Origin of the sequence: Providencia sp. PROV032 (assembly GCF_028484875.1) — a bacterium.
Lineage (GTDB): Bacteria > Pseudomonadota > Gammaproteobacteria > Enterobacterales > Enterobacteriaceae > Providencia > Providencia rettgeri_E.
This window is the reverse complement of sequence record NZ_JAMPSX010000034.1, coordinates 12,246-36,240: the sequence shown is the minus strand read 5'-3', so window position 1 is coordinate 36,240 and position 23,995 is coordinate 12,246. Positions and strand designations below refer to the sequence as shown.

Below are 23,995 nucleotides of genomic sequence, written 5' to 3'. Positions count from 1 at the left end.
AATAAAGAATTATTGCGAGAGTATTTTGAAGAAGTAAATAAGAACAAATAGATAAGTTTAAAAAAAGCCAGAATACCCTGGCTTTGGTAACATTCAATATTCTTCAAACTGTGGTCCGGTGTAGTTGTCAAATCGCGACCACTGGCCGTTGAAGGCCAAACGAACCGAGCCGATAGGCCCGTTACGCTGCTTACCCAGGATAATTTCGGCTACCCCTTTGTGCTCGCTATTCTCGTTGTAGACCTCGTCACGGTAGATGAACATGATGAGGTCCGCATCTTGCTCTATCGAACCCGACTCGCGCAGATCCGAGTTTACGGGTCGTTTATCTGCTCGTTGCTCCAGTGAGCGGTTAAGCTGCGATAAGGCCACCACGGGTACCTGTAGTTCCTTCGCAAGCGCCTTCAAAGAGCGGGATATTTCTGCTATTTCCTGTGTTCGGTTGTCTTTCAACGCCGGAACCCGCATCAACTGAAGGTAGTCCACCATGATCAGGCTCAAACCACCGTTTTCACGAAACACTCGCCGTGCCCGCGATCGCAATTCAGTCGGAGTTAGGCCGCTGCTGTCGTCGATATAGACGTTTCGTTTTTCCAGCAAAATGCCCATCGTGCTTGAAATACGAGCCCAATCTTCGTCATCCAGTTGGCCCGTCCTGATTTTGGTCTGGTCAACGCGGGACATGGAAGCCAGCATACGCATCATGATTTGTTCACCTGGCATCTCCAGGCTGAAAATCATCACAGGCTTGTCCTGTGTCATCGCTGCGTTCTCACAGATGTTCATCGCAAAGGTGGTTTTACCCATTGAAGGGCGCGCTGCGACGATGATCAGGTCGGACTTTTGGAGTCCGGCTGTCTTTTTGTTCAGATCGGTGTAACCCGTATCGACGCCTGTCACCCCGTCATGCGGTGTTTGGTACAGCTGCTCGATGCGCGTTACAGTTTTCTCCAGAATGGCATCAATGCCCATCGGCCCGCTGTCTTTATTAGTTCGAGCCTCTGCAATCTGGAACACACGGCTTTCGGCCAGGTCCAGTAATTCAGCACTATTCCGACCCTGGGGATCGTAACCCGCATCCGCAATATCATTGGCCGCAGTGATCATTTCCCTCACTACGGCACGCTCACGCACGATGTCGGCGTAGGCTGTGATGTTAGCGGCGCTTGGGGTATTTTTCGACAGTTCGGCCAGATAGGCAAAGCCACCGACCAAGTCAAGCTGGTTGTGTTGCTCCAGTGCTTCAGCAAGTGTGATCAGGTCAATCGGTCGGCTTGATTCCACCAGCCGTTGCATCATGGTAAAAATACTTTTGTGGGCACGGGTAAAGAAATCCCCTTCCACAACACGTTCGCTCACCAAATCCCAGCGTTCATTGTCCAGCATCAGACCGCCAAGAACGGATTGCTCCGCTTCAAGTGAATGGGGAGGCATTCGAAGACCAGCCAGACGCATATCTTGTTCAGTGGCGATCGTGGACGAACGTTGATTTTTCTCTTTCATCACCGGCCTCACAGCGTGTTTCGTTGCGCGATTTGGCGTTCACATTCAGCCGCCAAGGACGGGTAATGCTGTGCAATTGCAGAATACAGTTGCTGGCTCATGCAAGAGGCTTCACGTTCCTGCCCAGAGCTACGATACGCATTTTCTTTATCGTGATCGTAGTTGCTGAGCAGCTGTCGAACGTAATTCACTTTTATGCGAGCCAGAAACGCGTCGGTGTTTTTGCCTTTTCGGCGAATGGAATGGCCTTTCCCCAGCGCGCGCGGCTTACAGCCTCGGCTTTCATAGTGGGAGATAGCTAACGTTTCCAAGGAAGCGTCATCAATGACGCGGATGGTGATTTTAGGCAGGATAGGCAGTGCGTGATCCATAAAACCTCCGAGCTGCCGTGACGTTATTTTTTTATTGAACGGCACGGGCGGTGTAGTGAAGTGAGATAAAAAAGGCCGGAGAACCGGCCTAATCTTGCGAAGACAGCGCGTTGGTTTATGCCTCAGCGTCGCCCTCGCCTTCACCGTCATGAGCCTCAGTGGCTTCTTCATTGCCTTCGTTTTCAGCCTCAGCAGCTTCTTTCGCCGCCTGTTCGGCTTCCTCTTCCAGCTTGGCCGCTTCTACATCGCTCAGCGCTGCCATCAGCTGGCGGGCAACTTCAGGGGACAGACGCAGCACCACTTCTTCCGGCACGGTCTCAGCGATTTCAATCTGGTTTTCGTGCTCAGCCGTTGGTGCGGGAGGGATCTGCGAGCGCAGCTGATCCAACGTCGGCAACAGGCTTTCGAAGGTTTTGCGCACGACTTTTGGTTTCACCTTGGCTTTCTTCGGCGAAGACACATAGCGCGCGGTGACGCGGTTTTTACCTGCTTGCTCGGCTTTAGCCAGAGAAGCCATCAGGATGTCGAAAGCGTCACGGTCGGTGCCTTGGCAATCAGTGATCACGTCAATCGCAACATCACCGGACACTTTATCGTCTCGTACCAATTTTTTAATGCGCTCTTCGGCTTTAGCCAGGATCAGGCTGCGACGAACGGTTACGCCGGACAGACCCAGACGACGAGCGATAGAGTCGATTTCGTGGCCCCAATCAACCAGACGGCGGAAACCTTCAGCGCGCTCAATCATCTTCAGGTGCTTGGTGTTGGCGCTTTCGATCATGTTGAAGACTTCTTCGTCCTTACCGCCTTCGAACTCTTCAATGATCAGCTTTTCAAATACTGCACCTTCAGCGATAGCGGCCATCAGGCCGGTGAAGCGGTGGTGACCGTCGATGATTTTCAGGCGAGTCACACCGTTCACAACAACCACTTTAACGCGGATAGCCGGGACGCTGCTCGGGTGGTTCAGGTAGGCGTTCTTGAACATCTCTGCGCGCTCTACATCAACCTCACGCAGGTTCAGGCCTTCTTCAACGTACAACCATGAGACGCTGACCGCGTACACGTTGTTTCGACCAACGTTCAGCTCTTCAAACAGCGCGCTGTTTGCAGCTGTTTTGCGCTCTTTGGATACGAAGTCGCTCAGACCACGCAGCGTGGATGGGGCCTTGTCCATCTGACGCATGATAGCGCCCAGATTGCCCATCAGCTCGTTGTCACGGGAAGCTTGGAAGATTTGTTGTACGTTGATAGTCATGATAGTTACTCCGCAAATTGTTATTGGTTGTTTACGTGTTTGTGCTTACTTCTGAATCCAGTTAAACACGGCGTGTACCGGTGACGAATAGCAAATGCGGAAAAAAATAGTCTTTTTTCGATTGTTTTTTTATCGATGGGAAATGGGCGTAAAAAAAGCCAGTATTGCTGGCCTTTGGTTGGAGAGTTCCGTTACTGTGAGTTGGCTTTCGCTTCCGTCATGATTTTGTTCATTGCAGCGGCAAGCTGCTCGCTTTCACCTTCGGTGTAATCCGGCCAAGGAACGAAAGGACGATTTGTTTTGTTCAGCAAAGAGAAACCTGTAGGGCACCGCCATTGCATTGGAGTCGTTTGACCTTCAGTGAAGTTAACCAACATCAGTTCTTGCTCGCAAGTGACATCTTTCACACCACCGATCTCAATCAGGCGGGTGCTCATTATCCCAAAATGTTCATCTGCAAACTTCAAGTGGTCATAGGCCGCAAATGTGCTGTAAAGGCCGACCCACAGAAGGATCTGGATATTAAGGATAGTGCCTATCTGTCCGAGAGTTTTTTCTTTCATGGCTTTGCGTAATAAAAGCGCGGCACCAAACAGCAAGTACAGGCCACCAGCCAGGAAAAGCCATACAGGTAAATTGGAGCCTGATTGGTCCACCTGTTCAGAGCCTGCATCCATCAATGATTTGATGAATGGAGCAAGGAGCAAGAAGAAAGCCGGAACATAGAATAGCCAAGTCAATTTTACTTGTCCGATAGCTGCTATACGTTTTTCCTTGTCAAGGCTCGCTTCTTCTAGCACAACTTTCATTGTTTTTGCGAAGGAAAATATCGCTGCGATCATAAATAGGACCGTCATTATTAAATACATTTACTCTCCAAAACTCAGGAATACATACTTTGAAGCAATGGTACAATGTTAATAATTAAAATAGTAATTAATTCAGTCGCAAATTGAGGGGCATTTTCAGGTAACGGTAAATGAACTGCCACCCTTCCCCGTGTGGTGTACGGTAATCCAGGCGCGGTAGATGCTGCTTTGCATCGTGTTGATTATAGTTTTTCGATGCAGTATTGAATTGGAAAAAATGCGCGAGCTCATGCGCTACCAGCGCCCGAAGATGGTCTAGTCGGTTAATGGAATAAAATGAGCCAATTTCCTTATCCTTGCAAACATGCGCGTACTCGTGAAAGTAGCATGCAAACATGCGCAGGCCGTATATTTCGACCAAATCCGTCTCGAAGATGAGTAACCAGTACTGAAAGGTTAGGTGCTAATATAGTACCTAACCTTTATTTTCAATGTGTTATGTGAATATTCGCGTGCTGATGGTAATTCAAGGGGCACCAATGGCACATGTACATTTCATGTATATTTCATGTAATTCTCGTGGTTATTATATTTGGCAAAAGTCATATGTAGGAAAGCTAATTCGATTTGACTTGAGAACTAGAGATCTACAAATCGCTCATAAACGTTCAAAAATTCTACTGATCTGCTTTAATTAAACAGGACACTTTAATAATGGAATATAATCCAATTATTGAGGTGTTAAATGAAAAAACGAACAAACAGGTTTTATACTACTGAGTTTAAGCAAGAAGCGGTCGCATTAGTCACCGAACAAGGTTATAGCGTCCCAAAAGCGGCAGCTTCATTAGGGATCACCGATAAATTACTTTATAACTGGAAAGCAAAATGCGACGCTGAACAATCCGGTAGCAGCTTGAATGCCGATGAGAGAGCTGAGCTATTAAGGCTTCGAAAAGAAAATAAAGAACTTAGGATGGAGAAAGAGATCCTAAAAAAAGCCAGCGCCCTCCTGCTAAAGGAAACCAAGTAGCGTTTAAAACGATTAAGCAATTATCTTCACAGTTTCCCGTGCTGAAGCTCTGCAAGTTAATGAAAATAAGTCGTTCTGCCTACTATGCTTGGCTTAAACGCCCAGCAAAATTGATCACCGCAGAACAACTTAGCCTGTACCGCAGAGCCAAAGCTATCTTTGAACAGAGTCGAAATAGCTTAGGTTATAGAACGTTACGTAAACGGTTATGCAAAGAGGGCTTTAGCGTGAGTGCTTATGGCGTTCAAAAGCTAATGGCTCAGCTTGGCCTAGTCGTCACTCAGCGCGTTGCTTACAAAGTCACCACAAAACGCAAACACAGTGATGCCGTAGCCGATAATTTGCTCAATCAAAATTTTAATCCTCACGCACCTAACGAAGTGTGGGCGGGTGATGTGACCTATTTAAAAACAGGGGAAGGCTGGATGTATTTAGCCATCGTGATGGACTTATACTCACGCCGTATTGTGGGTTGGCACATCGATAAACGAATGACGGCAGATTTAGTCAGTAAAGCCTTGATGAAAGCGTATAACTTACGCCAGCCCGAAAAAGGCTTAGTCTTTCATAGTGATAGAGGCTCTCAATATACGAGTAAGCGATATCGCCGCTTGCTAACAAGCTATGGTATTAGGGCAAGCATGGGTGATGTTGGAGCCTGTTGGGATAACGCTGTTGTAGAACGATTTTTTGGCAGTTTAAAACACGATTGGGTACTGAAAATCCCTCAGCCGACTCGGAAACAGATGAAAGAAGATGTTATCGCGTATATGCGCTATTACAACCTAGAAAGGCTTCATACTGCCAACGGTGATCTGTCCCCAATTGAGTATGAACAAAATTCCTTAAGAAAAGTGTCCTGATTTAGTTGCGCAGAACATATCAAGACGCTCTTTTTTGTTTGGCCACTCATACAATTCAACAAAGTCAGAAGATAACTCACTAGGTAAATATTCTAATCGCAAATATGTATCCCTAAGATCTTCATCCTGACTTGCTATATAACCGAGTACATCACTTTCTCTGTGGGCAATTAGCGACCTCTGTTCAGGTGTTCTGGCATGCTCAATGATACAAGGAGAAGTAAAGTCCCAGCGCCGCATTAGTGCTTTATAATTATGATTATCAGAACGTTGACTCAGGTACTCTGCATAAAGTCCATCACGATGCCGGAATTGAGGTTTACCTTGAAGAACATAATTATTGATAGAAAAGTCTTTGGCTTTAAAATCAGCACTATTATTAGAGAAAATCCTATCCCACTGTTTCAGGTTCTTATTAGGCGCATCTTCCTTACGCTTAATCATCCACGACTTATCTTTGAAGTATTGTTTATAAATCTTATCATCACCAATTTTTGAAAATTCTTCTAACGAGAAAACGTACTCTTGTTCGTCAGGAGGAAGATCATCTTTGGTTGCGGTTCCACATAGAACCACACAAAAATCAACCCAAGGTATAAACTTATTGCCCAACCTTTCTTTTAATTTGGTTGAGAGTATCTTTGCAGATCTACGAGACTGATTAACTCCATGTTTTCGATGTTCTTCATTACCATTAGGAAACTGAACTACCCATTGACCGTCCTTCGAAAAAACTCTTCCTGACCACTTTTTAAACTCAACATTTATTATTCTATCGTGAGTGATAATAATTAAGTCACCTTCAAATTCTCCACTTTGTCTACCTCGCATTTCCAAGGATGAATAACCTTTCCAGTTTTGAGGTAGACTAGCTTCAAGTTTTTCATTAGCTTCTCGTTCATAACTGTTAATTCCTAAAGGGTCCAAGCATTTTATTTTCATTATTTTTATTCCTAACTAACCTAAAACATATTGGTTATTGACGTACATAAATCCTGATTTATGATTTTAATTTCTTTGTAAATATGTTATTTCTATTTTCGACCTACGCGTTCTGACTTTCTACAGCCATTGCATTCTCTTTACAAATAATATCAAATAACTATATTGCTGTTTTAATGCTCGGTTGTGACCGATTTCCATCATTTCATCAGGTTTTTATCTTTAAAGTTGTTCCAACGCACATTGCTTTCATTTTATCTAAACATTGACTGGGCACTGGTTTGTCCCATAGTTCAGCGTGTTCAGTATTTTTTAGCTCATTTTAATGTCAGATGAGTAAAAAGTAAGAACTACAAAAATGGGATTGCAATACCACCTGTTCAAAATTTCCCTAAATTTCATCTAGTTGATTGAGTACTTCCCTGTTAACATGGAGTTTCCCATCAATATGATCAGCCAACTAATTTACTTATATTGGATTCATTTTACTGAATAAGCGCTACTTTAGCATTTTGTTTTCCTAGTTATAGGACCATTATCCCGGCTTTTGACTGCTGGCAAAGAAAAGCCCGGACATTGCCGGGCTCAGTTCGCACTCGCTGATCTTACTTCTTGAACAAACGTGAGATTAACTTAATCCCGAATTTATCCAGGCCGTCAAGTTGCTTATTGATGACTTGTGACAGCGTATGGATTGACAACAGACTCATGCCAATGAACACACAGATGAACAGCAATGTGATGCATCCCGCCCCACCAGCAACGAGGTATCCCCAAAACGTTGTTGGGGCATCAATGATGGTCAGACAACCGGGCTCAGGTTGCCATTGCCAAGAAAACCCTCGGAGCGCATAAGGGAAAGCATCAAGCCCGTTCATAACGGTGGTGATCAGCCATCCCGTCCCGAAGAGCAATGCCACTCCAGAAGAGAACAGCAAGAACATAAAGGTAATGCCCGCCCCTCTGGGCAATTCGCGGCTTTGTTTAAAAGTCATTACGGCCTCTCGATTTTGACAGCAACACTCTGCTATTGGTTTATGGCTTAGCCTTTGTGTTGACTGCTTCGGAGAATTGCAGCCCAGCTCTTCTCAGCCAGAAGGCCACCGCCTTTTCAACGGCATCTTTGGCTGCGGCCATATCAGGGAAATGTCCCAGATCGCCTTTGAGGCCTGGCAGGCTGCAACGGGTAGCATAAGCCTCCTGCCCACGCGTATGCGTCGCATCGTAGTAAGCTGAACCGATCTTAAATTGACCCAAATAAAGTTGCTCGCCTTGGTTCCAACGGCTTTCGCTCGGTTTCCAGTTAAGAGTTGTCATTGCGGTGTCTCGATCGTGAAAAAGGTGCTTTCATTATGCGAGCAGTAAGGCGGGTGACGAAAAAAAAGCCCTGCATTCCGGGCTTGATCAGTTTGGATGAATACCCATTGCGAGTTGCAGATCGGCGAGTGTTATCATTAGCATCATAGGGTCAAGTGGTGAAGGGACGAAACCAATGTGTTCATAGAAGCGTTTAGCATCATCAGTTAGAGCGTGGACCACTATTCCTCGTATGCCCACCAGCCCAGAGGCCTGAATAACACGATGACAGGCATCTTTGACCAATCCCCTTCCAACTCCAAGCCCTTTAGCTCTTGTATCCACTGCCAGTCTACCGAGAAGGATGACTGGTATGTCAGAAGGCATATTGCGGCGGAATCGGCCAACAGCTTGATTGGTGCTCACAATCCCGGAAGACAAGGCATAATACCCCATCACTTGGTTATCAGAAGTGGTTACAAATGTTCGTGAAGCTCCTGAGTTTTGATTACTCATGGCCCGATTTTTTAGCCAGAGATCTAAAGCCTCTTCACCAGATGAAAAGCCTTCCAGCAAATGGCCTGTTTTGAGGGGTTCGGGTGCTGTCAGCTTCAATGTCATTTCTCCCAAGGGGATTTAGACATCAATGTTTTTCGTAATGCCTCATTGTTCCTTGGTGCGGCATCAAGCTGATTAATAAACTCCTGGTATACCTCGGGGCTGACGTTAATAACCCGCAGGTCCGCCAGTGTCTCTTCAGCAGCTCGTCGAGCGGCTTCCAGAACGAACTCAGTTCGATTTTTGCCTACCGCATTTGCGGCGCGGTCGATCAGGATTTTGTCTTCCGGTTTAATTCTCAGGTTCAGAGATGAGCGTGTTACCGCTACATCATTTTGAGTTGCCATATATGCCTCCCAATTAATTGCTTATTCTGCTAAGTATATAAGAGTGTAATGTCGTTGTCATTACAATTATAAATAGGCTACTGCACAAGAAACCTAGCAAAAACTAACAATTTACAGCGCTAGGTATCTAAGAGAGATGGAAGAGTTAATCTAAGTGTTTGTTAAAGATATGATTGAATAGATTTTTAACTAGATTGCACCTTAACTTGATTATATCGCTAAAGTCCTCCGTTTTTCTAAGAGGTATGGTGACATGATCAAAAATGTCACTAAAAAGCGATGCGTTAGGGGTCAGCTCCTCCCCTCCATTTCGATAGAACTCACTGTTGGGTGATATTTCATGGACATATTGCTGCGCTAATTCATTACCTATAGATGCACAATCGAGCTCATATCTTATCCAGCTAACAATATCACCTTCGCTTAAGCTATTAATTAAGAAGAAATAAAAGAAGTATAAAACAGTTCCGTCATGTAAGTGACTTGCTTCATTTAATACCAGAGGGTAGTTGGATAGGTCGGCAGACAGTTCCTTAGCTTTTACCAGTTCTTTTATGTGCCTCAGAGCCCCTTGATGTCCTTCATCTTGTGATTTTATGAACAATTGCATGGAATCTTCATAGCTATAATCACATCCATTTCCATTTTTATACATTAGTGCCAAATTGAATGTAGCTGAAGTATGTCCATATTTAGATGCAATCTTAAAATTATTAAAGGCCATTTTAAAATCAGCTATTTTTAGATATTCAACACCTTGTTCATATATTTTATTTGCTGATTCGTTATCGCTTTTAATGCAACTTGAAGACACAGAGTATTCAGTATTGGTTTTAGGGTAACAGTACACCTGTGCTTCAGGTTCACTATGTGTAGTTTGTTTGGTATGCCAAAATTTTTCCTTCAGCAAATCCCCTTCCCCTTGCTCGAAAGTATCTTCACTAATTAAATAACCAAAGGTTTGGTTGGCGTTAATCAGAAAATTTGTACTGTTTTTATTATATAATTTATATGTGTACTCATACTGAACTGAATATCCTTCCCACGAAAACACACCATTAATACGATTGCTGGAAAAGAATCGCATCAAAGATTGCCCAACAAATTCAAATCTATCTTGTAAGTTAGCTTGTAGAGTGAACATTATATAGGCGTCATTTTCATCAAAGCCAATAAAGACTTGCACTTCATCCTTTGTTGTTTCACCTAAGTATTTGTAGTTCACTACGCGACCTTTGAAAAGGCGGTCACCACCACGATCGACCTCAAAGAGGTTTTCTATTTCATGGTTTACATACAAAACATCGCCATTCTTAATTATAAAGAGGATATCCACTTCGGCATCGTTTAATCGCGCTCCGTTACTCAAAATTTTCTTATCTACCAGAGGTTTACGGTTTGGTCTGGAAAATATCTTATTGAAGAATCCCATTTTAAATTCCCTATTACTAGTGAGATGTTATAAACCTAATTAAACCTGTTAAATCATGCGCTTAAATACTCTTTTTTAATGGGGTAACTATATTGTTATTCCTCTAATCTATCGCAGGCCTTGTTACTTCCAAGCGAACATGACTTCTTAAATAGTTTGTTAGCTTTTGATTTATCCTTTTCAACTCCGTTACCTGTTAAATACAGCAAGCCGAGAAAGTAATTTGCATCTGCATTTCCTTGCGCTGCTGATTTCTCAAACCAGTATTTTGATTTTTTATAATCTTCTTTGACATACCCATTTGAGTCACCATACATAAATCCCAATTGCAATTGAGCATAGGCATTCCCTTGCTTGGCCGATAATTCAAACCATTTAAAAGCTTCCTCATAATTATGGCTGTTATAATAGTGTGAGCCAAGGCCATATTGAGCTTGGTCATTTCCTTGTTCAGCCTCCCTTTTAAGTATTTTTAATGGTTTATCATCCATTATTCCAACTGTACTTTTACCATTTTCAGTTTGATTATTTAACCTTGCCAGTACATCAGCAGCCTCTTTAACTCCTCTGCTCGAGGCTGACTGAAGGTATTTAATACCTAAGACTTCATTTTGCTTCACCCCCTCACCGACCATGTACATAGAGCCCAAAACTACGTCAGCTTGGCCAGAACCGTTCTCAGACGCTCTCTTTAGCCAATACAAAGCTTTTGAGTAGTCTCGTTTCCCGTCATAGCCCATATAGTAAAAAAATCCAGCCTGAGCTTGAGCTTCAGGGTTATTTTGTTCTGCTGATTTCATATACCATTTAATCGCCTCTTCGGGGTTTCTTTCGACTAGCCGCCCCTCTAGGTATACATTGCCTAAAGCTTGTTGAGAAAGAGCATCGCCATTGTTTGCCAGGGTTGTTAGTTTAGATATCAAGGATTGCTCACTTTTGACAGGCAAATTATTAGCAGTAGCACTGAGGCTTAATATCAATGTTAGCGATATAAAAAAAATCCGTTTCATATGTAAACCCTTTAATTGCTTATAAATACTTGGTGATTTTTGATAATTATACGTATCAACCTAAGATTGGCTGATCAAGCTGAAAAGTCTAAGAAATAGTATTTTTAATACCTTTAATTAAAGACAATAAAATAACGTATTTTTTCAGTATACATAAGGGGAATTTTGATATCCTCACGTACAGGTCATCAGCTGTTAATGATTAAAAAAAGCCCGACATAATGGGGTCACTTCATAAGCAGGACTTTCTGGGGGAAGTAGGAAAAAGAAGGAGAGGTGTTATTTTTGTACTTTGACCGCTTCAGCCTTCATGGCTGCATCAATTTGTTCTCGCAGCTTAGTGGCGTGATGATCATCCTCTTCATCGGTTATGGTTTGGGCTGTGAACATAGCCTCACTTCCATAGCGAAGCGGTTTTCTAACCGCAACATGATGCGCCACCAGCCAATTCATGCGCCGGGCATCGTCTGCTAACGTGTAACAGCTACTTACAGGCTGAGCAAGCAATGCGGTGCGGTAGGCGTTCCAGCCTTTGCACTCAGCAATAGCTTCGATAACCTCTCTATCTTGGCTGGTAGTGTCGAGATCTGAATAATCGACAGCATCTGGCACTGCTGGCGCTGGTGGAACGGCGACATTGCATAGAGCAGCACGTAGACCGACCTTGATTTCTTCTAGTTCGTCGTTGCCGATACTGCCATCAGTCAGGGCGTGATGAAAGTCGAGCGCCATCCGTTCTGTTACTTGAACTGCCTGAGCCTCTCGGCTCGCCCGCCCTTTCCACCCTTCCCACATGGCCGCAGCCATCATAAACCAGACGTTGCCACAGCTGTCTTTTTTGTTGTCGAAGAACCAATTCACAAAGTCCATCGACATGGCGTTATCTTTGGCAAACTGCTCACGTTCGGTCATGCTATCGTTTCCTCTGACTGCCCGGCCAAAGCCAGGTGCTGTTGCAGTGCAGCCCGAACGATGTCAAACATGCTATTCAGGCGGATAAAGACTGGGTTCGGCACCGTCGGCCACGGCAGGTACCACGGTTCAGTGCTGAAGTATGGCACCTCACTGATCACTGAAGAATAGGCACAGACTGTGCTTTTGATATCGTCAGATCCGTCGATTTCCTCCCAGCACACACGGGCTTGGTCTTTGGATAACTCCCCTTCCCGGCGCAGGCGCAGCACTTCACTGAACATGAAACGCATATTCGCCTCATTGTCATTGTCGATTTCGCTGCTCACGTTACCGGCCATGCAATTGACCAGGTAATCATTGCCGCAGTCACAGAAAAACTGCTCAACGGAGCGGTCGCTCATTGCGAACCAGGAGCCTGTCCACGCCTTGCCCTCACACGTTATCGTGATTCGGCCACGCCCAGGCCCGTAGTTTTCAGTCACCACGCGGATCGGGTCAAAGTCCCGAAGCTCGCTGATCTCAAGGCTCATCACCTTGGTTTCAGTTACTTTCATCGTCATTACCTTTTGTATAAGTTGACTTTCATCAGCGCGCGGGTGGCTTAAGCCAACATCTACTGATCGGTTAGTTTTACCAGCAAATTCCACATCACAACTTCTTCATCAGTGGCCGGACAGCACCCACCGCCAGACTTCCATTGTTTGACCCAAATACCCGAACGGTCTTCAATGAAAAAATCCAGATCCTGGAGAATTGGATTTTCCGCTGGCTTCTCTTTTGCAATTGGCATGATTAACAACCCCAATAATTTTCAGAAAGATAGAACACGGTACTTTAACGCTTGAATTTTTGAGTCTAACACCGGGTTCACCTTCCGGGAATTACTGACATTGCTTTTAACTCTGCTTGATTTCAGTAGGCAGATCCGCCTCAGGTGAAGCACACATCGCCGCAGCATACTGACGGGTAGCGACATCAATGTCGTCTTCAGTCTTTTTCGCTGACTTCGGCCCGTTGTCTGGGTGGCGAAGGTGTTCACGGTAGATCGCAGGCCACTGCACTGCGAGCATCGCCCGCAGCTGTTCGTCGGTCGGTTTTTTCGGTACCAGCATAAACCCGACAGGAATATGCAGCGCTGGTGGAGCGGCAAACACCGGCACCGGGTTTGTAATGCGATCGGCACGGTCAACCGGATAAATGAAGCCTTTGCCGTTTTCGGCATAACCCAATGGAGGCGCTTCCTTCAGTTCGGCCAGCTCTTCCAAAGCATCAGCATTATCCCGCAGCCGTTTCGTTTGCTCGGAATAGCCCATGTCTTCCCAGCGCAACGCCTCCAGACGAAATGCCGCAGCGCGCGTTTTTAACTGCTCTACTGTCATTGCCATTACGATTTCCTGTTTTGCTACGTCAATTAGAGGGTATGTGGCTTTTCAAACAGCTCACGGAACTGGTATGAACCATCGGTATGAATAGCCCGCATACGTTGGTACAGCGATTCGTTAGGGATGGAGTGCCGGCGCTCCACATACTGCGATCGGAAGAACTATACCGGTATTGATACTCCGCCACCGGCATAGGCGCTGTTGCCCTGTATAGTTCCGCCTCCACAGAGGCCTTTTCACGGCGCGCAGTGTCCAGGTCTGTCTGAAGCTGAATAACCCAGCGCGCGAGCTCACCGGTTTCATTCCGGAGGCGGCTCAGGTCTTGAATCTGGTATTTGTCAATTTTGCCCATTAGCAGGGAATCCCTTTTCAGTGAAGAAAGCCAGCCCTTCGGAGTACATCTGCTTCAGTTCAGCAGAACCCGGCTCAGCAGCGCACTCCGGCGACCATTTCGCCATGTCGGCCAGACCGACAACCAGCTTTTTAACGATCACACGCTGAATGTATTCCCGTCGCTCTTCCAACAACCAGGCAGAAGCTTCAGTCATGTAGAAATGCAGGGTCTTGGCGAAGCCCACTCGCTCTGTCGTTTCAGCCCGGCCAGCCAGATAGTCGCAGCGTGCGATCGCAATGCTCAGACCATCTTCAGTGAGTGCATAAGCACTATCCCCCTCGGAGTGGGTTACACCGGACTTCATCACGCAGTAAGCATCTTTATCGCGCAACACCCAAAATTTTCCATTCTCGTGAACGATGTCTTTTTCCTGCATGGGGTATTACTCCTGCTTTACAGCCGAATCGAAGTCAGTTGCCCGGAACGAACGGCAGGTATTGAAGATTGCCCAGCAATTGGGACAGTTAACTTTTGCGCCACGAGGTGCGGGTTTGGTTTCCATCGCCGTGTCGCTCAGGCCACCATCAAGGCCGCACAGAGTCGTATAGCCGCCACCCGTGCCCAAATCCCCCACGGGCAAGTGAACATGCTCTTCCCCGCCGTCTTCCAGCAAAGTCACAACAACCAGGCGGCTCATCGGGCATCTTCCACGACTTTGAAGTCGATCACCCAAACCATCGGATTGGCCTCCCAGCAGTCAACGCCGTGGATAACCGACCACTTACGGGCGAACACATCGGCCAGGCAGTCACCGCTGCGGGTATCCCTGATAGAACAGCCTTCCCTCAGCGCATCGGCATCACTGATGTCGCGAAGGGGCTCAATACGAACCGCCGTAATCTCCAGCGTAATTCGCGACTCAAACTGCGTCATTTGCTGCGCCGGAAACCAGCGTTTAACTTTATTGGCTGAGCCATCTTCAAGGTCTGCACGATAGACCAGTCGCACACCGCAATCGCCATAGGTTTCACGGACCCACAACCGATCGCCTACATGCCCGAAACGACAGAAAAACGTCGGCCCAAACTTGGGGGGCAAAACCTTATCCACCAGCGCGCGCTGGCGTTTGGTCAGGGATTCCGGGAAGGTATCGAGGCAGATTTCTTTGATCAGTTGGCGGGTTTGCACCTTCTGGCCGCTGTGGATTGCCCGTACCTGTTCGTCGGTGAAATTGATAGGAAACAGTTTCATGCCCTTTCCCCCTGCAAACATGCTGCTTTGGTTTCGGTATCATCCGTATGCTCATTAGGTACGAGCAAGCTGAATACCGCATGTGGACGAAGGCCAGTCTCGAAAAAGCTCAGTCGGCCGCGAATAGACACTGGCTTCAGCGTCTTGGCATCCGCCAGCGTGAAGCCTTTCGGCCCGAAGAACCACGGAGATTCGCTCTCTTCGACACAGCCTGTGATTGTGGCTACGCCGACAATCGCGCCGTAAGATAAATACTTTCTTTCAGGCAGCATCAGGGAATCGCCATATTTGGCGCGCAGGATCTCCCGCGCCTTTTCCATGTCGGCTTTGGATGCCAGTTGCGCACTGGCGTGAATGAGCACCGGTCCGCGCTGGTGGGTGTTCCAGCTGCGGTTTTCGATGTCCTTGTGGCCGTGAGTGATAAGCCATGCCCACGGCTGTCGGATAGATAATGCTTTCATGCTTTGGCATCCTTCGCTTCGGAGCGCTTAGCTGCACTCAAAATGGCTTCCACCACGGATTGTGCGATAACGGAGCTACCCAGACCGCCGACATATTTCACGATCTGTTCACGGAACGCCACAGCACCCGGAGCGCTGATCGTTTGGCTTATTTCAGCGCGCTGCGCCGCATCAATCACTTCATTAGCCCAATCGCGGTCGAACCCTGGCATTGCAGGCAAACGTGACACAACATCAGACGGCAGCGCGTCGATGTAATCGCGCATTGCAATGACAACTTCCAGCAGTTCGTTTTTCATGTCAGATCCTTATCGCGCTGATGGCGCATAAATTATTTATGGATTGTGTGGCGGTGTTGCTTGCCGTGAAACCAGTATTACCCCACCCGTTCAGCTGACGAAGTTATTGAAGGCGCCTATTTTATTGCTTACCGATCTGATTTTTGGCATGAGGCATGAGTGATGTATAGAATGGATATTTTGTGTTGGAAGGTTTGGCACTCACAACCTTCCATACACTTTAATTTGATAGTTGTCATTCGCTACAGTTGCGTTAATGAATTATAGTGAACGTCGTAACGGAATCTGTTATTACTCAGCTCAATTCATTTTTGCTAGAGGGGCTTATGGAATTAAATAAAAATGGCTATCCAACTGGCTTGCTAGTGCGGGCGGTTTGGGACTGTTGTGATGATCTTTATGAAAAACTTGGCCGCGCTCCTAGCCGTCAGGAATTTAACAATGAAATACGAAAACGTGAGCCCCATCGAACTGGTATTAGCACTCATTCTCGGCAATGGGGAGAATGGATTCGTTTTCATAACTTTTCAACTTATGTAGCAGACATTCCGGGGATTATTCCTGAAGAAATGCTTCATCCTCAATATCTTCGTGTTTGGTATGCTGTCACTCAGCTTAGTTCTGCTTCAGCAGTGGATATTGTCAAATGGATTCTTAATAGCAATGCTCCGTTAAAGGAATCTGAAGTTCGTATTCAATTAGATGCATTAACAGTTAACAGCAAGGCCAGATATAGATATCTTGGTAGCCGCAAAAATGCACGTTCTGATCAGGGCAGCCCATATGACTTATTATTCCGTACAGGAAAATTGAGAAATACAAGATATGAGCTATATGTTCAGGAGCTTCATGGAGTTTGGGATATTAGTGATGATGGCAAAACGCCAAAGCGCATTATTTCCCCTAGGCAATGTGATCGCTTAGTTGTGGAAGCTAGGGATGAATTATTTGCTGATTTATCTGAAGAAGAAGTTGATTCCCGATTAAAAGCTTTACGTGAAGTTGTTATTCGACAAGGCCAGCCAGCGTTCAGAAGAAAGCTGATTGAAGCTTATGAGGGTAAGTGCGCTGTGACAGGGTGTTCTATCCAAGTGTTATTAGAGGCTGCTCATATAATTCCCTATGAAGGCCTCTGGCACACCCAAGTCCAGCATGGATTGTTACTTAAAACAGACATTCATACTCTTTTTGACCGAGGCTTGCTTTGGATTGATTCCAAAATGTTAATTAGGTTATCTGATTTGTTAGCTGGAACAGAATATGCAGAACTTGATGGGCAAAAACTAAGATTACCAAGTGATAAACGACATTGGCCATTAGAAATTCACTTGGAAGAACATCGTCAATATTGTAATGAAGAATTAAATGAAAATTAATATCTTTTTTATTCCTTATTTACTGGAACTCCAATCAACCCCCGATGTTCTGTTATGAGGAAAGCAGAGCTATCGTACTATCTTTGGCAGCCTTATCGTGCCAAGTATGGCATATTCAAGAGGGGGAAACCTCTGAAAGGAGATATAACCAATGTTTCGTGTTGATGTAGAAAATAAGTCATTAATCAAACTAAAACCAACAAGCTTTTCGGAGCTTGGGCTAAAGGAACGCTTTGATATTCAGGAGTGGATCGAAAAAAGTCCAACTATTTTAGGCCAGGAACTCCTTGTTATTGGAAAAGAGGTCACCCTTACTTCCAACAAGCGTCTTGATTTGCTTTGCGTGAATAAATCGGCAGCACTTGTTATTGTAGAACTAAAAAGGGATGATTCAGGCTCGTCCGTTGAATGGCAGGCAATAAAATATGCATCGTATTGCTCAAGCCTTTTACCCAGTGAGATTTTTAAGCAATACGCGTCGTATTTAGGTAAATCAGAATTTGATGCAACAAAAGAAATTGAGCAATTTATCGATGCTGATATCACGTCACTTAACACTAAACAGCATATTATCTTGGCCTCAAAGGAGTTCAATTCGGAAGTCATCTCAGCAGTATTATGGTTGCGAGAATATGGTGTAGACATTCAATGCACTCGCTTGGCTCCATATGTTGATTCCAATGGGGAGCTATTTATTAAGCCTGAAACGATTATTCCGTTACCGGAGGCTAAAGATTATATTGAACGAAAAGAAGTTAAGCAAAGAGTCATTGCTTCAAGTCAAGATGATTGGACTGGTAGTTGGTTCGTGAATGTAGGTGAATGCGAATATAGAACTTGGGATGATAATAGAAAATTTGGATTCATTGGCGCAGGTCAAGGGAAAGTGTATTCATCTGCGCTTAAGCGACTTGCAGTTGGTGACAAAATTTATGCTTACATGAAGGGATGTGGTTATGTCGGTTTTGGAGAAGTAACCAAATCAGCAGTTATGATTCGCGATTTCATTACTGATTCAAATGTTCCTCTTCTCTCTGCCGGATTAAAAGCGCAATACCCAGACGAAAACGCTGACAATGAAGAGCTTTCAGAATGGGTTGTTGGTGTTCGCTGGATCAAACAACTTCCGAAAGAGCAGGCGAAAACGTTTTCAGGCGTCTTCGCGAACCAAAATGTCGTTTGTAAATTACGGCATGAGCAGACATTAAAATTTGTACAATCCCAACTTGGTCAGTAAGAACTGCTAAGTTGGGACTATAACTGCCTACTTTCACCTTTCAGTTCGCTGATCATCTGCTCAGCCAATACCGCCGCAGAGCGCGCCTGGTTAATCAGCGCCGTGCTCATGCTGTCGTCCACTAGCTGATTAGCGCGCTGGTACATGCGAGCAACAAAGCGCTCCAACCCAGCGATTTCAGCCCCAGCCAGCAAAGGTGCAACGCCTTCAGTCAGCTGGTTAAGCGCTTCGTGCATACCGTCCACAAAGCCTTCGCAGTAGTCGCCGCTTTTACCTGTGCGATCGCTCACGCAGTCCATATCATCGCCATCCAACATCCGGCGCATCGTTGCCTTCAGGTTGTTCATTGGCCGTTCCCTACATGTTCCGCCAGCACAAGGAGGCGACGACCGACGGCCTTGACAACTTCCTGGCTAGTTTCACGCGTCATTTCCTGCGCAATGTTACCGGCATGGTTTGCCGCTGCGATGGTGGCATCCTTCTTGATTTTCCGCAGGCCGCGTTCAATCGCCGGGTAGTCCGTGTTGTGGAGAGCGTCGTTTGCGATCATAGCCGCAGTACCGGCCGCGCCTTTGTCCGTCACGTCGATGTGCTCAAGAATGGCCGCATGAGCATCTTTCAGCATTTTACCTTCAGCCATCAGCTGTTCCACTTCAGACGTCGGGATGTAACCTTTCGTCGGGCTGTTTTCCAGTGCAGGCATCAGTGCATAGCCACAAACCTGAGTGATGTGACGGCCCACGCTGTCTTCCGGCCCCACTTCGCGCAGGTCGGTCTGACTGGCGCGTTGCACGACGATACCCCAAACAACCTGGTCTGTTTCTTCAGGCCAGCCGTCACAGGCCTCTCCCCGGTAGTAGTCGATATGCTCTTCAGCGGCTTTTCGGGCTTTGTCGGCGCTGTCGTGCTCATCGTAACCGCCGTCGGTACTGTAGGAGAAAAACTCCAAACCGTCGGTCACGCGCTTGAGCTCTTCCACCAGATGGATGTTCTCAGCGCGCATCTGCTCGCCTTCAGTCAATTTGCGCGCCAGATAATTCACCAGCGGCTCGTTGACCTTCATGTCGCGAGGAATGCATTTGCCGTCCAGCAGACCTTGGATCTCAATTGGTGTCATCTTTCTTCTCCTGATATACCAGTTTGCCAGTCAAAATGGCGTCGCGGATGGTGTTGAACTCCTTCGCCCAATACTGCGAATCGACGAAAATTTCCAACTTGTTGTAGTCGTGCTTTTTGCGTTGAATGAAGGCCTGCGCGGCTTCGCGCGTGAAGTGTGCGTTGACGTATTCCCACTCCCAGACGTAGCCGGTTACGGTATGCTCTGGTAACTCGCCGAGCACATCCCATTGCTGATCGACGCGAATAGCCAGAAAATCAGCTTGGTATTCGGCCTGGCATTTTTGGTTGAGCTCGTTTCGCTCGTCCGTATCCAGGTCATCCCAGTATTCTTGGGGGCTAAACCAGCGAGCATCATCTACGGCCACCAGCCGGTCTTCGATGTAGTCCATATCCAGCCCCGTGATCAGGCGTTTCTTTTGAACGACGAACAACGGGTCTGCGGTACAGTGCTCATCAACGCCTTTGCCGACGCAGTGATATTTCAGGCGGGAGACAAAATCAGCCCAGGTTTCCGCGTTTAATGGCGCACCGGTCGCGAGCGAGGGTTTCTGTTCAGTAGTCATTGTTTCGTTTTTCCATCCAAAGGGCGCTTATATTCCACAACCAGTATCGCCCCGCCCTCTCAGCCAACGAAGCTATTGCAGGTACAAAAAAAGGGGCTTTCGCCCCTGTCATTTGCAACATGACCAGAAATGTTTGGCGTGCTCTCCTGGCAATGTATATTGCTTCAGCGGCGAGACGAACTCAGTCAGCAGCGGATCCCTCATCCAGACGTTGAACAGCGTCGTTAACGTGAGCACTTCATTTTTAAAGCACTCACCTTCAGCCAGATCGCGCGCGCGGATGCGGGCTTCAGGCGACAGTGTTTGCCCCGCAATCTTCTCCAGAAAATTCACCAGTTCTAAAGGGATCCGGCCTAGCGATGATGGTGCAGGTGGCTCATTTAACAGGTGAGTGATGATTTTGAGCCAATCATCATTGTTAACGACCACCAGGGGGATATTGCCAGGACGGAAATACTCAACCGATACAGCCCCGCCGTCATAGGCCTTAACCGTTGCACAATCGGATAAGACAGCCCTGTTTTTGCCTATCACATAATACCCCTGGTGATCGCTGTGCGTGCAGGTGTGAATTATCCGCAGCCCCGCTTCCAGTATCTGTTCGCTGGTGGTTTTAGCTGGTGAGTGGCTCATTACTGCATATCCTTTTTTTCCTGCCGACGGTATAGCGCTGTAACGATGAACACAATCAGCGCGGCCATAATGAGTGGGTTTTTAAACGGTGGTTCAAAGGGACCGAAACCGATCACGATCGGCCCGCCAAGGGCACACGCCCACAGCGATAACCAATAGATGGTTTCAGGGAAGTTCTCTCGGACAGAAGGCCTGGAAAAAATGAGAACATGAGAAACCAGCGCAATCGCGACTCCCATCCACAGTGAGTTGATATCCAACGCTCCCAGAATTCCCGCGACGCCTGCACCAAACAGTGCGTATGCCAAAGCGGCATACTGAACCAGCATGGCAAGTTCCCGACGGTCGGCTTTTTGCTCTTCCGTTAATTTCATCTTTTTCTCCAGGGTTAATGAATGAGGGAAAACTTATCGCTAACCTGCGCCATGTAGCGGATCATCTCAATCCCTACCCACTCGCCGACGTAGGTGCTGACACCGTTACCGATCTGCTTATACGCGGAGGTATCGCATACCGGGAATTCAAACCAGTCTGGAACCCCTTGCAAACGTGCATATTCACGCACTGAATACGGACGCGCTCCCAGAGGGAAACGTTTATCAACGACTAATCGTGTCGATTTATCCTTTGCATAGTGAGCTACACACGTCGGCGCGATATCGTCTTTGGCCGGGTCGCTAATGATGGGTAAATCGCGATATCCGCCCTGTAGGCGTGTTTCTACCGACTTAGGGATACGAACATCCGGGTTATCCTCTAAAATCGCGCTGAGGGGGATTGGGCGCGTATTTTCCGGCGGGCGGATATCGAACGGGCGTCGTGTGCCAATGATGATCAGGCGGTGCCGACGCTGCGGTACCCACAGCTCAGATTTCACGGGGCAGAATACCTGAATGAAATAGCCCGCCAGCTTGGTCATGGCTTCCATAACGACCGGGAAAGCCTGCATGCCCGGCACGTTTTCAATGACATAGAACTCAGGCCGGGCGACAGCCAGGTGGCGCAGTGCGTGAAGGAATAGCTCATCACCCGTTCGCGTGCCGTGGATGTCGCCGATCGTCGAATACTTCGTACAGGGATAGGTAAACGACATGCCGTGGCAGCTATCCTGCTCCAGCACCATTTCCTGTGTGATATCGCAGTGTTTGATATGGTCGCCCAGGTTGTGGCGATAGGTCTTAACGGCATCTTCGTCCAGTTCGAAAGACTGGGCGATCTGAATACCGGCATTCTTCAGGCCGATATCCATCAGCCCGGCACCGCAAAAATAACTGTTCATCAGAACTGGTGACATTCGACTTTCCTCAGAGATGGTCGATGATTTCTATGGCTATGCTCAGCCATATTGCACAGAGAGAAAGTGACAACATCACGCGGTAACGTTTAGGAATGTCATTCTCGCTGTTGAATTGAAAAAGGGCCCAACCGAATATCACACTCATCAGCCCAAGAAGAAAATAACCCAGGGTAGCGTGCCCTTCTGGTGTTTTACCGATAGCCGATAAAATCTGGTTTAAATGGCCCATTAATGACAAATCGCCTTAAGGTCTAAGCAAAGTTAATCCAAAGAATTGTGGCAATTGCACCCAGCCCAGCAATTCCGCCCGCCACCATCAGACCCAATGATGGGCGAGGGATACAGCACGCTACGACGAAAAAGAGGATGAAAAAGGCCAACATAACAATGGCAAAGGGTGAAATGCCACTCGCTCCTGATACAAAGTCGTGTACAGTCATTATCGATACTCTTAGTGATTGGTTTGACGTTCAGCGGCATACAGGCGAGCCAGAATGCCATCCAGCGCGCCATCCAGCGCTTTGTAAAACGAATCTGTGCCAGCCATTTCGTCACGCATATCCAGCAGCGCTTCCAGCTCGGCATCGTCGATCGGCTGCACGGCATTGCTGGTGGCCGACACTACTTCGCCCGGATCAACAGGAACCCCGGCTTTAAACAGTACGTCGATAGCGTCCTGTCGGTACATCACCGGACGGCCGGAAGGCGGCGTCCAGTTGATAGGCTCCAGCATCACTTTCATTTCGACTTTTGCATCCACCAGCGCTTGTGTCAGCTCGGCGAGCAAGACAACGTCAGCCCCGCTTGGTGGTTGAAGCCCTAAGGCTGGAGGGATTGCGACGGTTTGATAGCTCACGGCATTCACCTTCTTACTTGGCTTCGCCAGGAGCCGAAAACAGTTCAGGCTCGCGCATCTCGATCATGACACACATCCGGGTATAACCAGAGATAGCATCGCCTTCTGGCTTTCCGTCAATCAGCGCCTTGATACAATCGGGGCGATAACCCGACCAGGACACCGCTTCGCCTGCATCAGGCTCCACCAGCACAACCGGCGCAGACTTGAAGCCCATATTGCGGAACAGCTCGCGATGAATTTCGATGCTGCCTTCTACGAACTCAACACCGTTTGCGGCCAGGCGCTCTTTGGTCATACGGCAAGGCTGGCAATTTGGGAGGCTGAAGATAATGACTTTCATGGTGACCCCTGTTATCGGTTAGTTTGTTTACCTGCAACCAGTATCCCCTCCCCCCAACGGCTGACGAAGCATTTGACATAAAAAAAGCACCTCGAAAGATGCTTTTATTTTGGTATTTTAAAACGCCAGGCCCGCATGATGTTTGGTGGAAAAATGGGGGGCGCTGCAACCGTGCTTTTACTGATAATTGGAAAGTGGTTGACCGATCATCCCAGTGACCTTCAACAGTTCTCCAGCGGTGACTGTGCGCAGCATTTCGGAGCGCCCGAACTTAACGTAATCCTCACGGGACATGGTTTTGTAATCCGGATGTGGCCTGTCGTTACAAAGCTGCCAATTCTGGTCAGCGCTATCGCGGCGAAGCACGAAGACATCGACCGACATGTGCAGGCCAGCGCCAAACATTGCCGTAGCAACAATTTTTGCCTGCGAACCATCATTGCGCTGAATAAGCTGTTCCGCTTTGGTGACCAGTTCTTGTTCTTTCATTTTTCGTTCCTCAGCTGG

At 47.1% G+C, this 23,995-nt stretch carries 34 protein-coding genes; 3 read left to right on the top strand and 31 right to left on the bottom strand.

Annotated elements, in window-relative coordinates; genetic code table 11:
- Nucleotides 1-93: 93 nt before the first annotated feature.
- From dnaB to PSF42_RS18445, 4 genes are all read right to left on the bottom strand, one after another.
- Complete coding sequence (gene dnaB, locus PSF42_RS18460) at nt 94-1,503, bottom strand: replicative DNA helicase (protein ID WP_042847063.1); 1,410 nt, start codon at nt 1,501-1,503, stop codon at nt 94-96.
- 8 nt (nt 1,504-1,511) lie between these two features.
- Complete coding sequence (locus PSF42_RS18455) at nt 1,512-1,874, bottom strand: hypothetical protein (RefSeq protein WP_042847064.1); 363 nt, start codon at nt 1,872-1,874, stop codon at nt 1,512-1,514.
- Between the two features lie 115 nt (nt 1,875-1,989).
- Nucleotides 1,990-3,132, bottom strand: coding sequence for a ParB/RepB/Spo0J family partition protein (locus PSF42_RS18450; RefSeq protein ID WP_042847065.1), 1,143 nt, complete (start codon nt 3,130-3,132; stop codon nt 1,990-1,992).
- Between the two features lie 191 nt (nt 3,133-3,323).
- Nucleotides 3,324-3,872, bottom strand: a complete 549-nt coding sequence (locus tag PSF42_RS18445; RefSeq protein WP_166268267.1) for a hypothetical protein — start codon at nt 3,870-3,872, stop codon at nt 3,324-3,326.
- An 814-nt stretch (nt 3,873-4,686) separates the two neighbouring features.
- Here PSF42_RS18445 and PSF42_RS18440 point away from each other — a divergent pair.
- A protein-coding gene (locus PSF42_RS18440) for an IS3 family transposase (RefSeq protein ID WP_252447438.1) occupies nt 4,687-5,837 on the top strand; the annotation gives its coding sequence in 2 pieces (ribosomal slippage) (nt 4,687-4,963 and nt 4,963-5,837; 1,152 coding nt in all).
- On the opposite strand, the gene PSF42_RS18435 is transcribed toward PSF42_RS18440, so the two are convergent.
- The 16 genes from PSF42_RS18435 to PSF42_RS18360 form a co-directional block, all read right to left on the bottom strand.
- Nucleotides 5,820-6,779 (bottom strand): nuclease-related domain-containing protein, encoded by a 960-nt coding sequence (locus PSF42_RS18435; protein WP_272680489.1) that lies wholly within the window; start codon nt 6,777-6,779, stop codon nt 5,820-5,822. The genes PSF42_RS18440 and PSF42_RS18435 overlap by 18 nt on opposite strands.
- Before the next feature lie 605 nt (nt 6,780-7,384).
- Nucleotides 7,385-7,774: a hypothetical protein gene (locus PSF42_RS18430; protein WP_042847106.1), complete on the bottom strand. Its 390-nt coding sequence runs from the start codon at nt 7,772-7,774 to the stop codon at nt 7,385-7,387.
- Between the two features lie 40 nt (nt 7,775-7,814).
- Nucleotides 7,815-8,096 (bottom strand): hypothetical protein, encoded by a 282-nt coding sequence (locus PSF42_RS18425; RefSeq protein ID WP_042847108.1) that lies wholly within the window; start codon nt 8,094-8,096, stop codon nt 7,815-7,817.
- An 87-nt stretch (nt 8,097-8,183) separates the two neighbouring features.
- A complete protein-coding gene (locus PSF42_RS18420) occupies nt 8,184-8,690 on the bottom strand; it encodes a GNAT family N-acetyltransferase (protein ID WP_373370580.1) in 507 nt (168 codons plus the stop codon).
- A 2-nt stretch (nt 8,691-8,692) separates the two neighbouring features.
- Nucleotides 8,693-8,980: a type II toxin-antitoxin system TacA family antitoxin gene (locus PSF42_RS18415; protein WP_042847112.1), complete on the bottom strand. Its 288-nt coding sequence runs from the start codon at nt 8,978-8,980 to the stop codon at nt 8,693-8,695.
- 145 nt (nt 8,981-9,125) lie between these two features.
- The gene (locus PSF42_RS18410; protein WP_042847114.1) at nt 9,126-10,412 is read right to left on the bottom strand and encodes a sel1 repeat family protein; all 1,287 of its coding nucleotides are present in this window, start codon (nt 10,410-10,412) and stop codon (nt 9,126-9,128) included.
- Nucleotides 10,413-10,507: 95 nt separating this feature from the next.
- Nucleotides 10,508-11,422 carry a tetratricopeptide repeat protein gene (locus PSF42_RS18405; RefSeq protein WP_042847118.1) on the bottom strand — a complete coding sequence of 305 codons (915 nt, stop codon included), beginning with the start codon at nt 11,420-11,422 and terminating at the stop codon, nt 10,508-10,510.
- 279 nt (nt 11,423-11,701) lie between these two features.
- Nucleotides 11,702-12,334, bottom strand: coding sequence for a hypothetical protein (locus PSF42_RS18400; RefSeq protein ID WP_052219367.1), 633 nt, complete (start codon nt 12,332-12,334; stop codon nt 11,702-11,704).
- A complete protein-coding gene (locus PSF42_RS18395) occupies nt 12,331-12,891 on the bottom strand; it encodes a hypothetical protein (protein WP_052219368.1) in 561 nt (186 codons plus the stop codon). The genes PSF42_RS18400 and PSF42_RS18395 overlap by 4 nt, the downstream gene beginning before the upstream one ends.
- 59 nt (nt 12,892-12,950) lie before the next feature.
- Nucleotides 12,951-13,127: a hypothetical protein gene (locus PSF42_RS18390; RefSeq protein WP_162762197.1), complete on the bottom strand. Its 177-nt coding sequence runs from the start codon at nt 13,125-13,127 to the stop codon at nt 12,951-12,953.
- A 106-nt stretch (nt 13,128-13,233) separates the two neighbouring features.
- Complete coding sequence (locus tag PSF42_RS18385; RefSeq protein ID WP_166268109.1) at nt 13,234-13,722, bottom strand: hypothetical protein; 489 nt, start codon at nt 13,720-13,722, stop codon at nt 13,234-13,236.
- Between the two features lie 335 nt (nt 13,723-14,057).
- A complete protein-coding gene (locus PSF42_RS18380) occupies nt 14,058-14,489 on the bottom strand; it encodes a hypothetical protein (RefSeq protein ID WP_042847127.1) in 432 nt (143 codons plus the stop codon).
- Nucleotides 14,490-14,495: 6 nt separating this feature from the next.
- On the bottom strand, nt 14,496-14,750 hold the full coding sequence (locus PSF42_RS18375; RefSeq protein WP_042847130.1) for a hypothetical protein: 255 nt from the start codon (nt 14,748-14,750) through the stop codon (nt 14,496-14,498).
- A complete protein-coding gene (locus PSF42_RS18370; RefSeq protein ID WP_042847132.1) occupies nt 14,747-15,304 on the bottom strand; it encodes a hypothetical protein in 558 nt (185 codons plus the stop codon). The genes PSF42_RS18375 and PSF42_RS18370 overlap by 4 nt, the downstream gene beginning before the upstream one ends.
- Nucleotides 15,301-15,765: an ASCH domain-containing protein gene (locus PSF42_RS18365; protein ID WP_052219369.1), complete on the bottom strand. Its 465-nt coding sequence runs from the start codon at nt 15,763-15,765 to the stop codon at nt 15,301-15,303. Before PSF42_RS18365 ends, PSF42_RS18370 begins: the two co-directional genes overlap by 4 nt.
- Entirely contained in the window at nt 15,762-16,064 is a 303-nt protein-coding gene (locus tag PSF42_RS18360) for a hypothetical protein (protein WP_042847133.1), read from the bottom strand. The genes PSF42_RS18365 and PSF42_RS18360 overlap by 4 nt, the downstream gene beginning before the upstream one ends.
- 326 nt (nt 16,065-16,390) lie before the next feature.
- On the opposite strand from PSF42_RS18360, the gene PSF42_RS18355 reads away from it, so the two are divergent.
- Complete coding sequence (locus PSF42_RS18355) at nt 16,391-17,440, top strand: HNH endonuclease (protein WP_052219370.1); 1,050 nt, start codon at nt 16,391-16,393, stop codon at nt 17,438-17,440.
- Between the two features lie 151 nt (nt 17,441-17,591).
- On the top strand, nt 17,592-18,677 hold the full coding sequence (locus PSF42_RS18350) for a hypothetical protein (RefSeq protein ID WP_042847135.1): 1,086 nt from the start codon (nt 17,592-17,594) through the stop codon (nt 18,675-18,677).
- 17 nt (nt 18,678-18,694) lie between these two features.
- On the opposite strand, the gene PSF42_RS18345 is transcribed toward PSF42_RS18350, so the two are convergent.
- From PSF42_RS18345 to PSF42_RS18295, 11 genes are all read right to left on the bottom strand, one after another.
- A complete protein-coding gene (locus tag PSF42_RS18345) occupies nt 18,695-18,922 on the bottom strand; it encodes a hypothetical protein (protein WP_263057243.1) in 228 nt (75 codons plus the stop codon).
- 98 nt (nt 18,923-19,020) lie between these two features.
- Complete coding sequence (locus PSF42_RS18340; protein ID WP_166268107.1) at nt 19,021-19,794, bottom strand: hypothetical protein; 774 nt, start codon at nt 19,792-19,794, stop codon at nt 19,021-19,023.
- Nucleotides 19,781-20,359 carry a hypothetical protein gene (locus PSF42_RS18335; protein ID WP_042847139.1) on the bottom strand — a complete coding sequence of 193 codons (579 nt, stop codon included), beginning with the start codon at nt 20,357-20,359 and terminating at the stop codon, nt 19,781-19,783. Before PSF42_RS18335 ends, PSF42_RS18340 begins: the two co-directional genes overlap by 14 nt.
- A 108-nt stretch (nt 20,360-20,467) precedes the next feature.
- Nucleotides 20,468-20,992: a hypothetical protein gene (locus tag PSF42_RS18330; RefSeq protein WP_042847142.1), complete on the bottom strand. Its 525-nt coding sequence runs from the start codon at nt 20,990-20,992 to the stop codon at nt 20,468-20,470.
- Nucleotides 20,992-21,366, bottom strand: a complete 375-nt coding sequence (locus tag PSF42_RS18325; protein ID WP_042847144.1) for a hypothetical protein — start codon at nt 21,364-21,366, stop codon at nt 20,992-20,994. The genes PSF42_RS18330 and PSF42_RS18325 overlap by 1 nt, the downstream gene beginning before the upstream one ends.
- Before the next feature lie 14 nt (nt 21,367-21,380).
- Complete coding sequence (locus tag PSF42_RS18320; RefSeq protein ID WP_080750912.1) at nt 21,381-22,286, bottom strand: DNA cytosine methyltransferase; 906 nt, start codon at nt 22,284-22,286, stop codon at nt 21,381-21,383.
- Between the two features lie 10 nt (nt 22,287-22,296).
- Entirely contained in the window at nt 22,297-22,518 is a 222-nt protein-coding gene (locus tag PSF42_RS18315) for a hypothetical protein (RefSeq protein ID WP_042847145.1), read from the bottom strand.
- A 22-nt stretch (nt 22,519-22,540) separates the two neighbouring features.
- Complete coding sequence (locus PSF42_RS18310; protein WP_042847147.1) at nt 22,541-22,729, bottom strand: hypothetical protein; 189 nt, start codon at nt 22,727-22,729, stop codon at nt 22,541-22,543.
- A gap of 11 nt (nt 22,730-22,740) precedes the next feature.
- Nucleotides 22,741-23,145, bottom strand: a complete 405-nt coding sequence (locus tag PSF42_RS18305; protein ID WP_166268103.1) for a hypothetical protein — start codon at nt 23,143-23,145, stop codon at nt 22,741-22,743.
- 13 nt (nt 23,146-23,158) lie between these two features.
- On the bottom strand, nt 23,159-23,488 hold the full coding sequence (locus PSF42_RS18300; protein ID WP_052219372.1) for a glutaredoxin domain-containing protein: 330 nt from the start codon (nt 23,486-23,488) through the stop codon (nt 23,159-23,161).
- Nucleotides 23,489-23,665: 177 nt separating this feature from the next.
- Nucleotides 23,666-23,977, bottom strand: a complete 312-nt coding sequence (locus PSF42_RS18295; RefSeq protein WP_042847150.1) for a hypothetical protein — start codon at nt 23,975-23,977, stop codon at nt 23,666-23,668.
- Nucleotides 23,978-23,995 lie beyond the last annotated feature (18 nt).

What these genes read in the sequence shown, in the direction of transcription:
- PSF42_RS18340 (WP_166268107.1), bottom strand. Translation starts at nt 19,794, where the DNA reads ATGACACCAATTGAGATCCAAGGTCTGCTGGACGGCAAATGCATTCCT.
- dnaB (WP_042847063.1), bottom strand. Translation starts at nt 1,503, where the DNA reads ATGAAAGAGAAAAATCAACGTTCGTCCACGATCGCCACTGAACAAGAT.
- PSF42_RS18330 (WP_042847142.1), bottom strand. Translation starts at nt 20,992, where the DNA reads ATGAGCCACTCACCAGCTAAAACCACCAGCGAACAGATACTGGAAGCG.
- PSF42_RS18395 (WP_052219368.1), bottom strand. Translation starts at nt 12,891, where the DNA reads ATGAAAGTAACTGAAACCAAGGTGATGAGCCTTGAGATCAGCGAGCTT.
- PSF42_RS18435 (WP_272680489.1), bottom strand. Translation starts at nt 6,779, where the DNA reads ATGAAAATAAAATGCTTGGACCCTTTAGGAATTAACAGTTATGAACGA.
- PSF42_RS18400 (WP_052219367.1), bottom strand. Translation starts at nt 12,334, where the DNA reads ATGACCGAACGTGAGCAGTTTGCCAAAGATAACGCCATGTCGATGGAC.
- PSF42_RS18450 (WP_042847065.1), bottom strand. Translation starts at nt 3,132, where the DNA reads ATGACTATCAACGTACAACAAATCTTCCAAGCTTCCCGTGACAACGAG.
- PSF42_RS18355 (WP_052219370.1), top strand. Translation starts at nt 16,391, where the DNA reads ATGGAATTAAATAAAAATGGCTATCCAACTGGCTTGCTAGTGCGGGCG.
- PSF42_RS18320 (WP_080750912.1), bottom strand. Translation starts at nt 22,286, where the DNA reads ATGTCACCAGTTCTGATGAACAGTTATTTTTGCGGTGCCGGGCTGATG.
- PSF42_RS18415 (WP_042847112.1), bottom strand. Translation starts at nt 8,980, where the DNA reads ATGGCAACTCAAAATGATGTAGCGGTAACACGCTCATCTCTGAACCTG.
- PSF42_RS18455 (WP_042847064.1), bottom strand. Translation starts at nt 1,874, where the DNA reads ATGGATCACGCACTGCCTATCCTGCCTAAAATCACCATCCGCGTCATT.
- PSF42_RS18310 (WP_042847147.1), bottom strand. Translation starts at nt 22,729, where the DNA reads ATGACTGTACACGACTTTGTATCAGGAGCGAGTGGCATTTCACCCTTT.
- PSF42_RS18370 (WP_042847132.1), bottom strand. Translation starts at nt 15,304, where the DNA reads ATGAAACTGTTTCCTATCAATTTCACCGACGAACAGGTACGGGCAATC.
- PSF42_RS18390 (WP_162762197.1), bottom strand. Translation starts at nt 13,127, where the DNA reads ATGCCAATTGCAAAAGAGAAGCCAGCGGAAAATCCAATTCTCCAGGAT.
- PSF42_RS18335 (WP_042847139.1), bottom strand. Translation starts at nt 20,359, where the DNA reads ATGACTACTGAACAGAAACCCTCGCTCGCGACCGGTGCGCCATTAAAC.
- PSF42_RS18375 (WP_042847130.1), bottom strand. Translation starts at nt 14,750, where the DNA reads ATGAGCCGCCTGGTTGTTGTGACTTTGCTGGAAGACGGCGGGGAAGAG.
- PSF42_RS18360 (WP_042847133.1), bottom strand. Translation starts at nt 16,064, where the DNA reads ATGAAAAACGAACTGCTGGAAGTTGTCATTGCAATGCGCGATTACATC.
- PSF42_RS18380 (WP_042847127.1), bottom strand. Translation starts at nt 14,489, where the DNA reads ATGCAGGAAAAAGACATCGTTCACGAGAATGGAAAATTTTGGGTGTTG.
- PSF42_RS18405 (WP_042847118.1), bottom strand. Translation starts at nt 11,422, where the DNA reads ATGAAACGGATTTTTTTTATATCGCTAACATTGATATTAAGCCTCAGT.
- PSF42_RS18325 (WP_042847144.1), bottom strand. Translation starts at nt 21,366, where the DNA reads ATGAAATTAACGGAAGAGCAAAAAGCCGACCGTCGGGAACTTGCCATG.
- PSF42_RS18300 (WP_052219372.1), bottom strand. Translation starts at nt 23,488, where the DNA reads ATGAAAGTCATTATCTTCAGCCTCCCAAATTGCCAGCCTTGCCGTATG.
- PSF42_RS18385 (WP_166268109.1), bottom strand. Translation starts at nt 13,722, where the DNA reads ATGGCAATGACAGTAGAGCAGTTAAAAACGCGCGCTGCGGCATTTCGT.
- PSF42_RS18315 (WP_042847145.1), bottom strand. Translation starts at nt 22,518, where the DNA reads ATGGGCCATTTAAACCAGATTTTATCGGCTATCGGTAAAACACCAGAA.
- PSF42_RS18365 (WP_052219369.1), bottom strand. Translation starts at nt 15,765, where the DNA reads ATGAAAGCATTATCTATCCGACAGCCGTGGGCATGGCTTATCACTCAC.
- PSF42_RS18425 (WP_042847108.1), bottom strand. Translation starts at nt 8,096, where the DNA reads ATGACAACTCTTAACTGGAAACCGAGCGAAAGCCGTTGGAACCAAGGC.
- PSF42_RS18295 (WP_042847150.1), bottom strand. Translation starts at nt 23,977, where the DNA reads ATGAAAGAACAAGAACTGGTCACCAAAGCGGAACAGCTTATTCAGCGC.
- PSF42_RS18430 (WP_042847106.1), bottom strand. Translation starts at nt 7,774, where the DNA reads ATGACTTTTAAACAAAGCCGCGAATTGCCCAGAGGGGCGGGCATTACC.
- PSF42_RS18410 (WP_042847114.1), bottom strand. Translation starts at nt 10,412, where the DNA reads ATGGGATTCTTCAATAAGATATTTTCCAGACCAAACCGTAAACCTCTG.
- PSF42_RS18350 (WP_042847135.1), top strand. Translation starts at nt 17,592, where the DNA reads ATGTTTCGTGTTGATGTAGAAAATAAGTCATTAATCAAACTAAAACCA.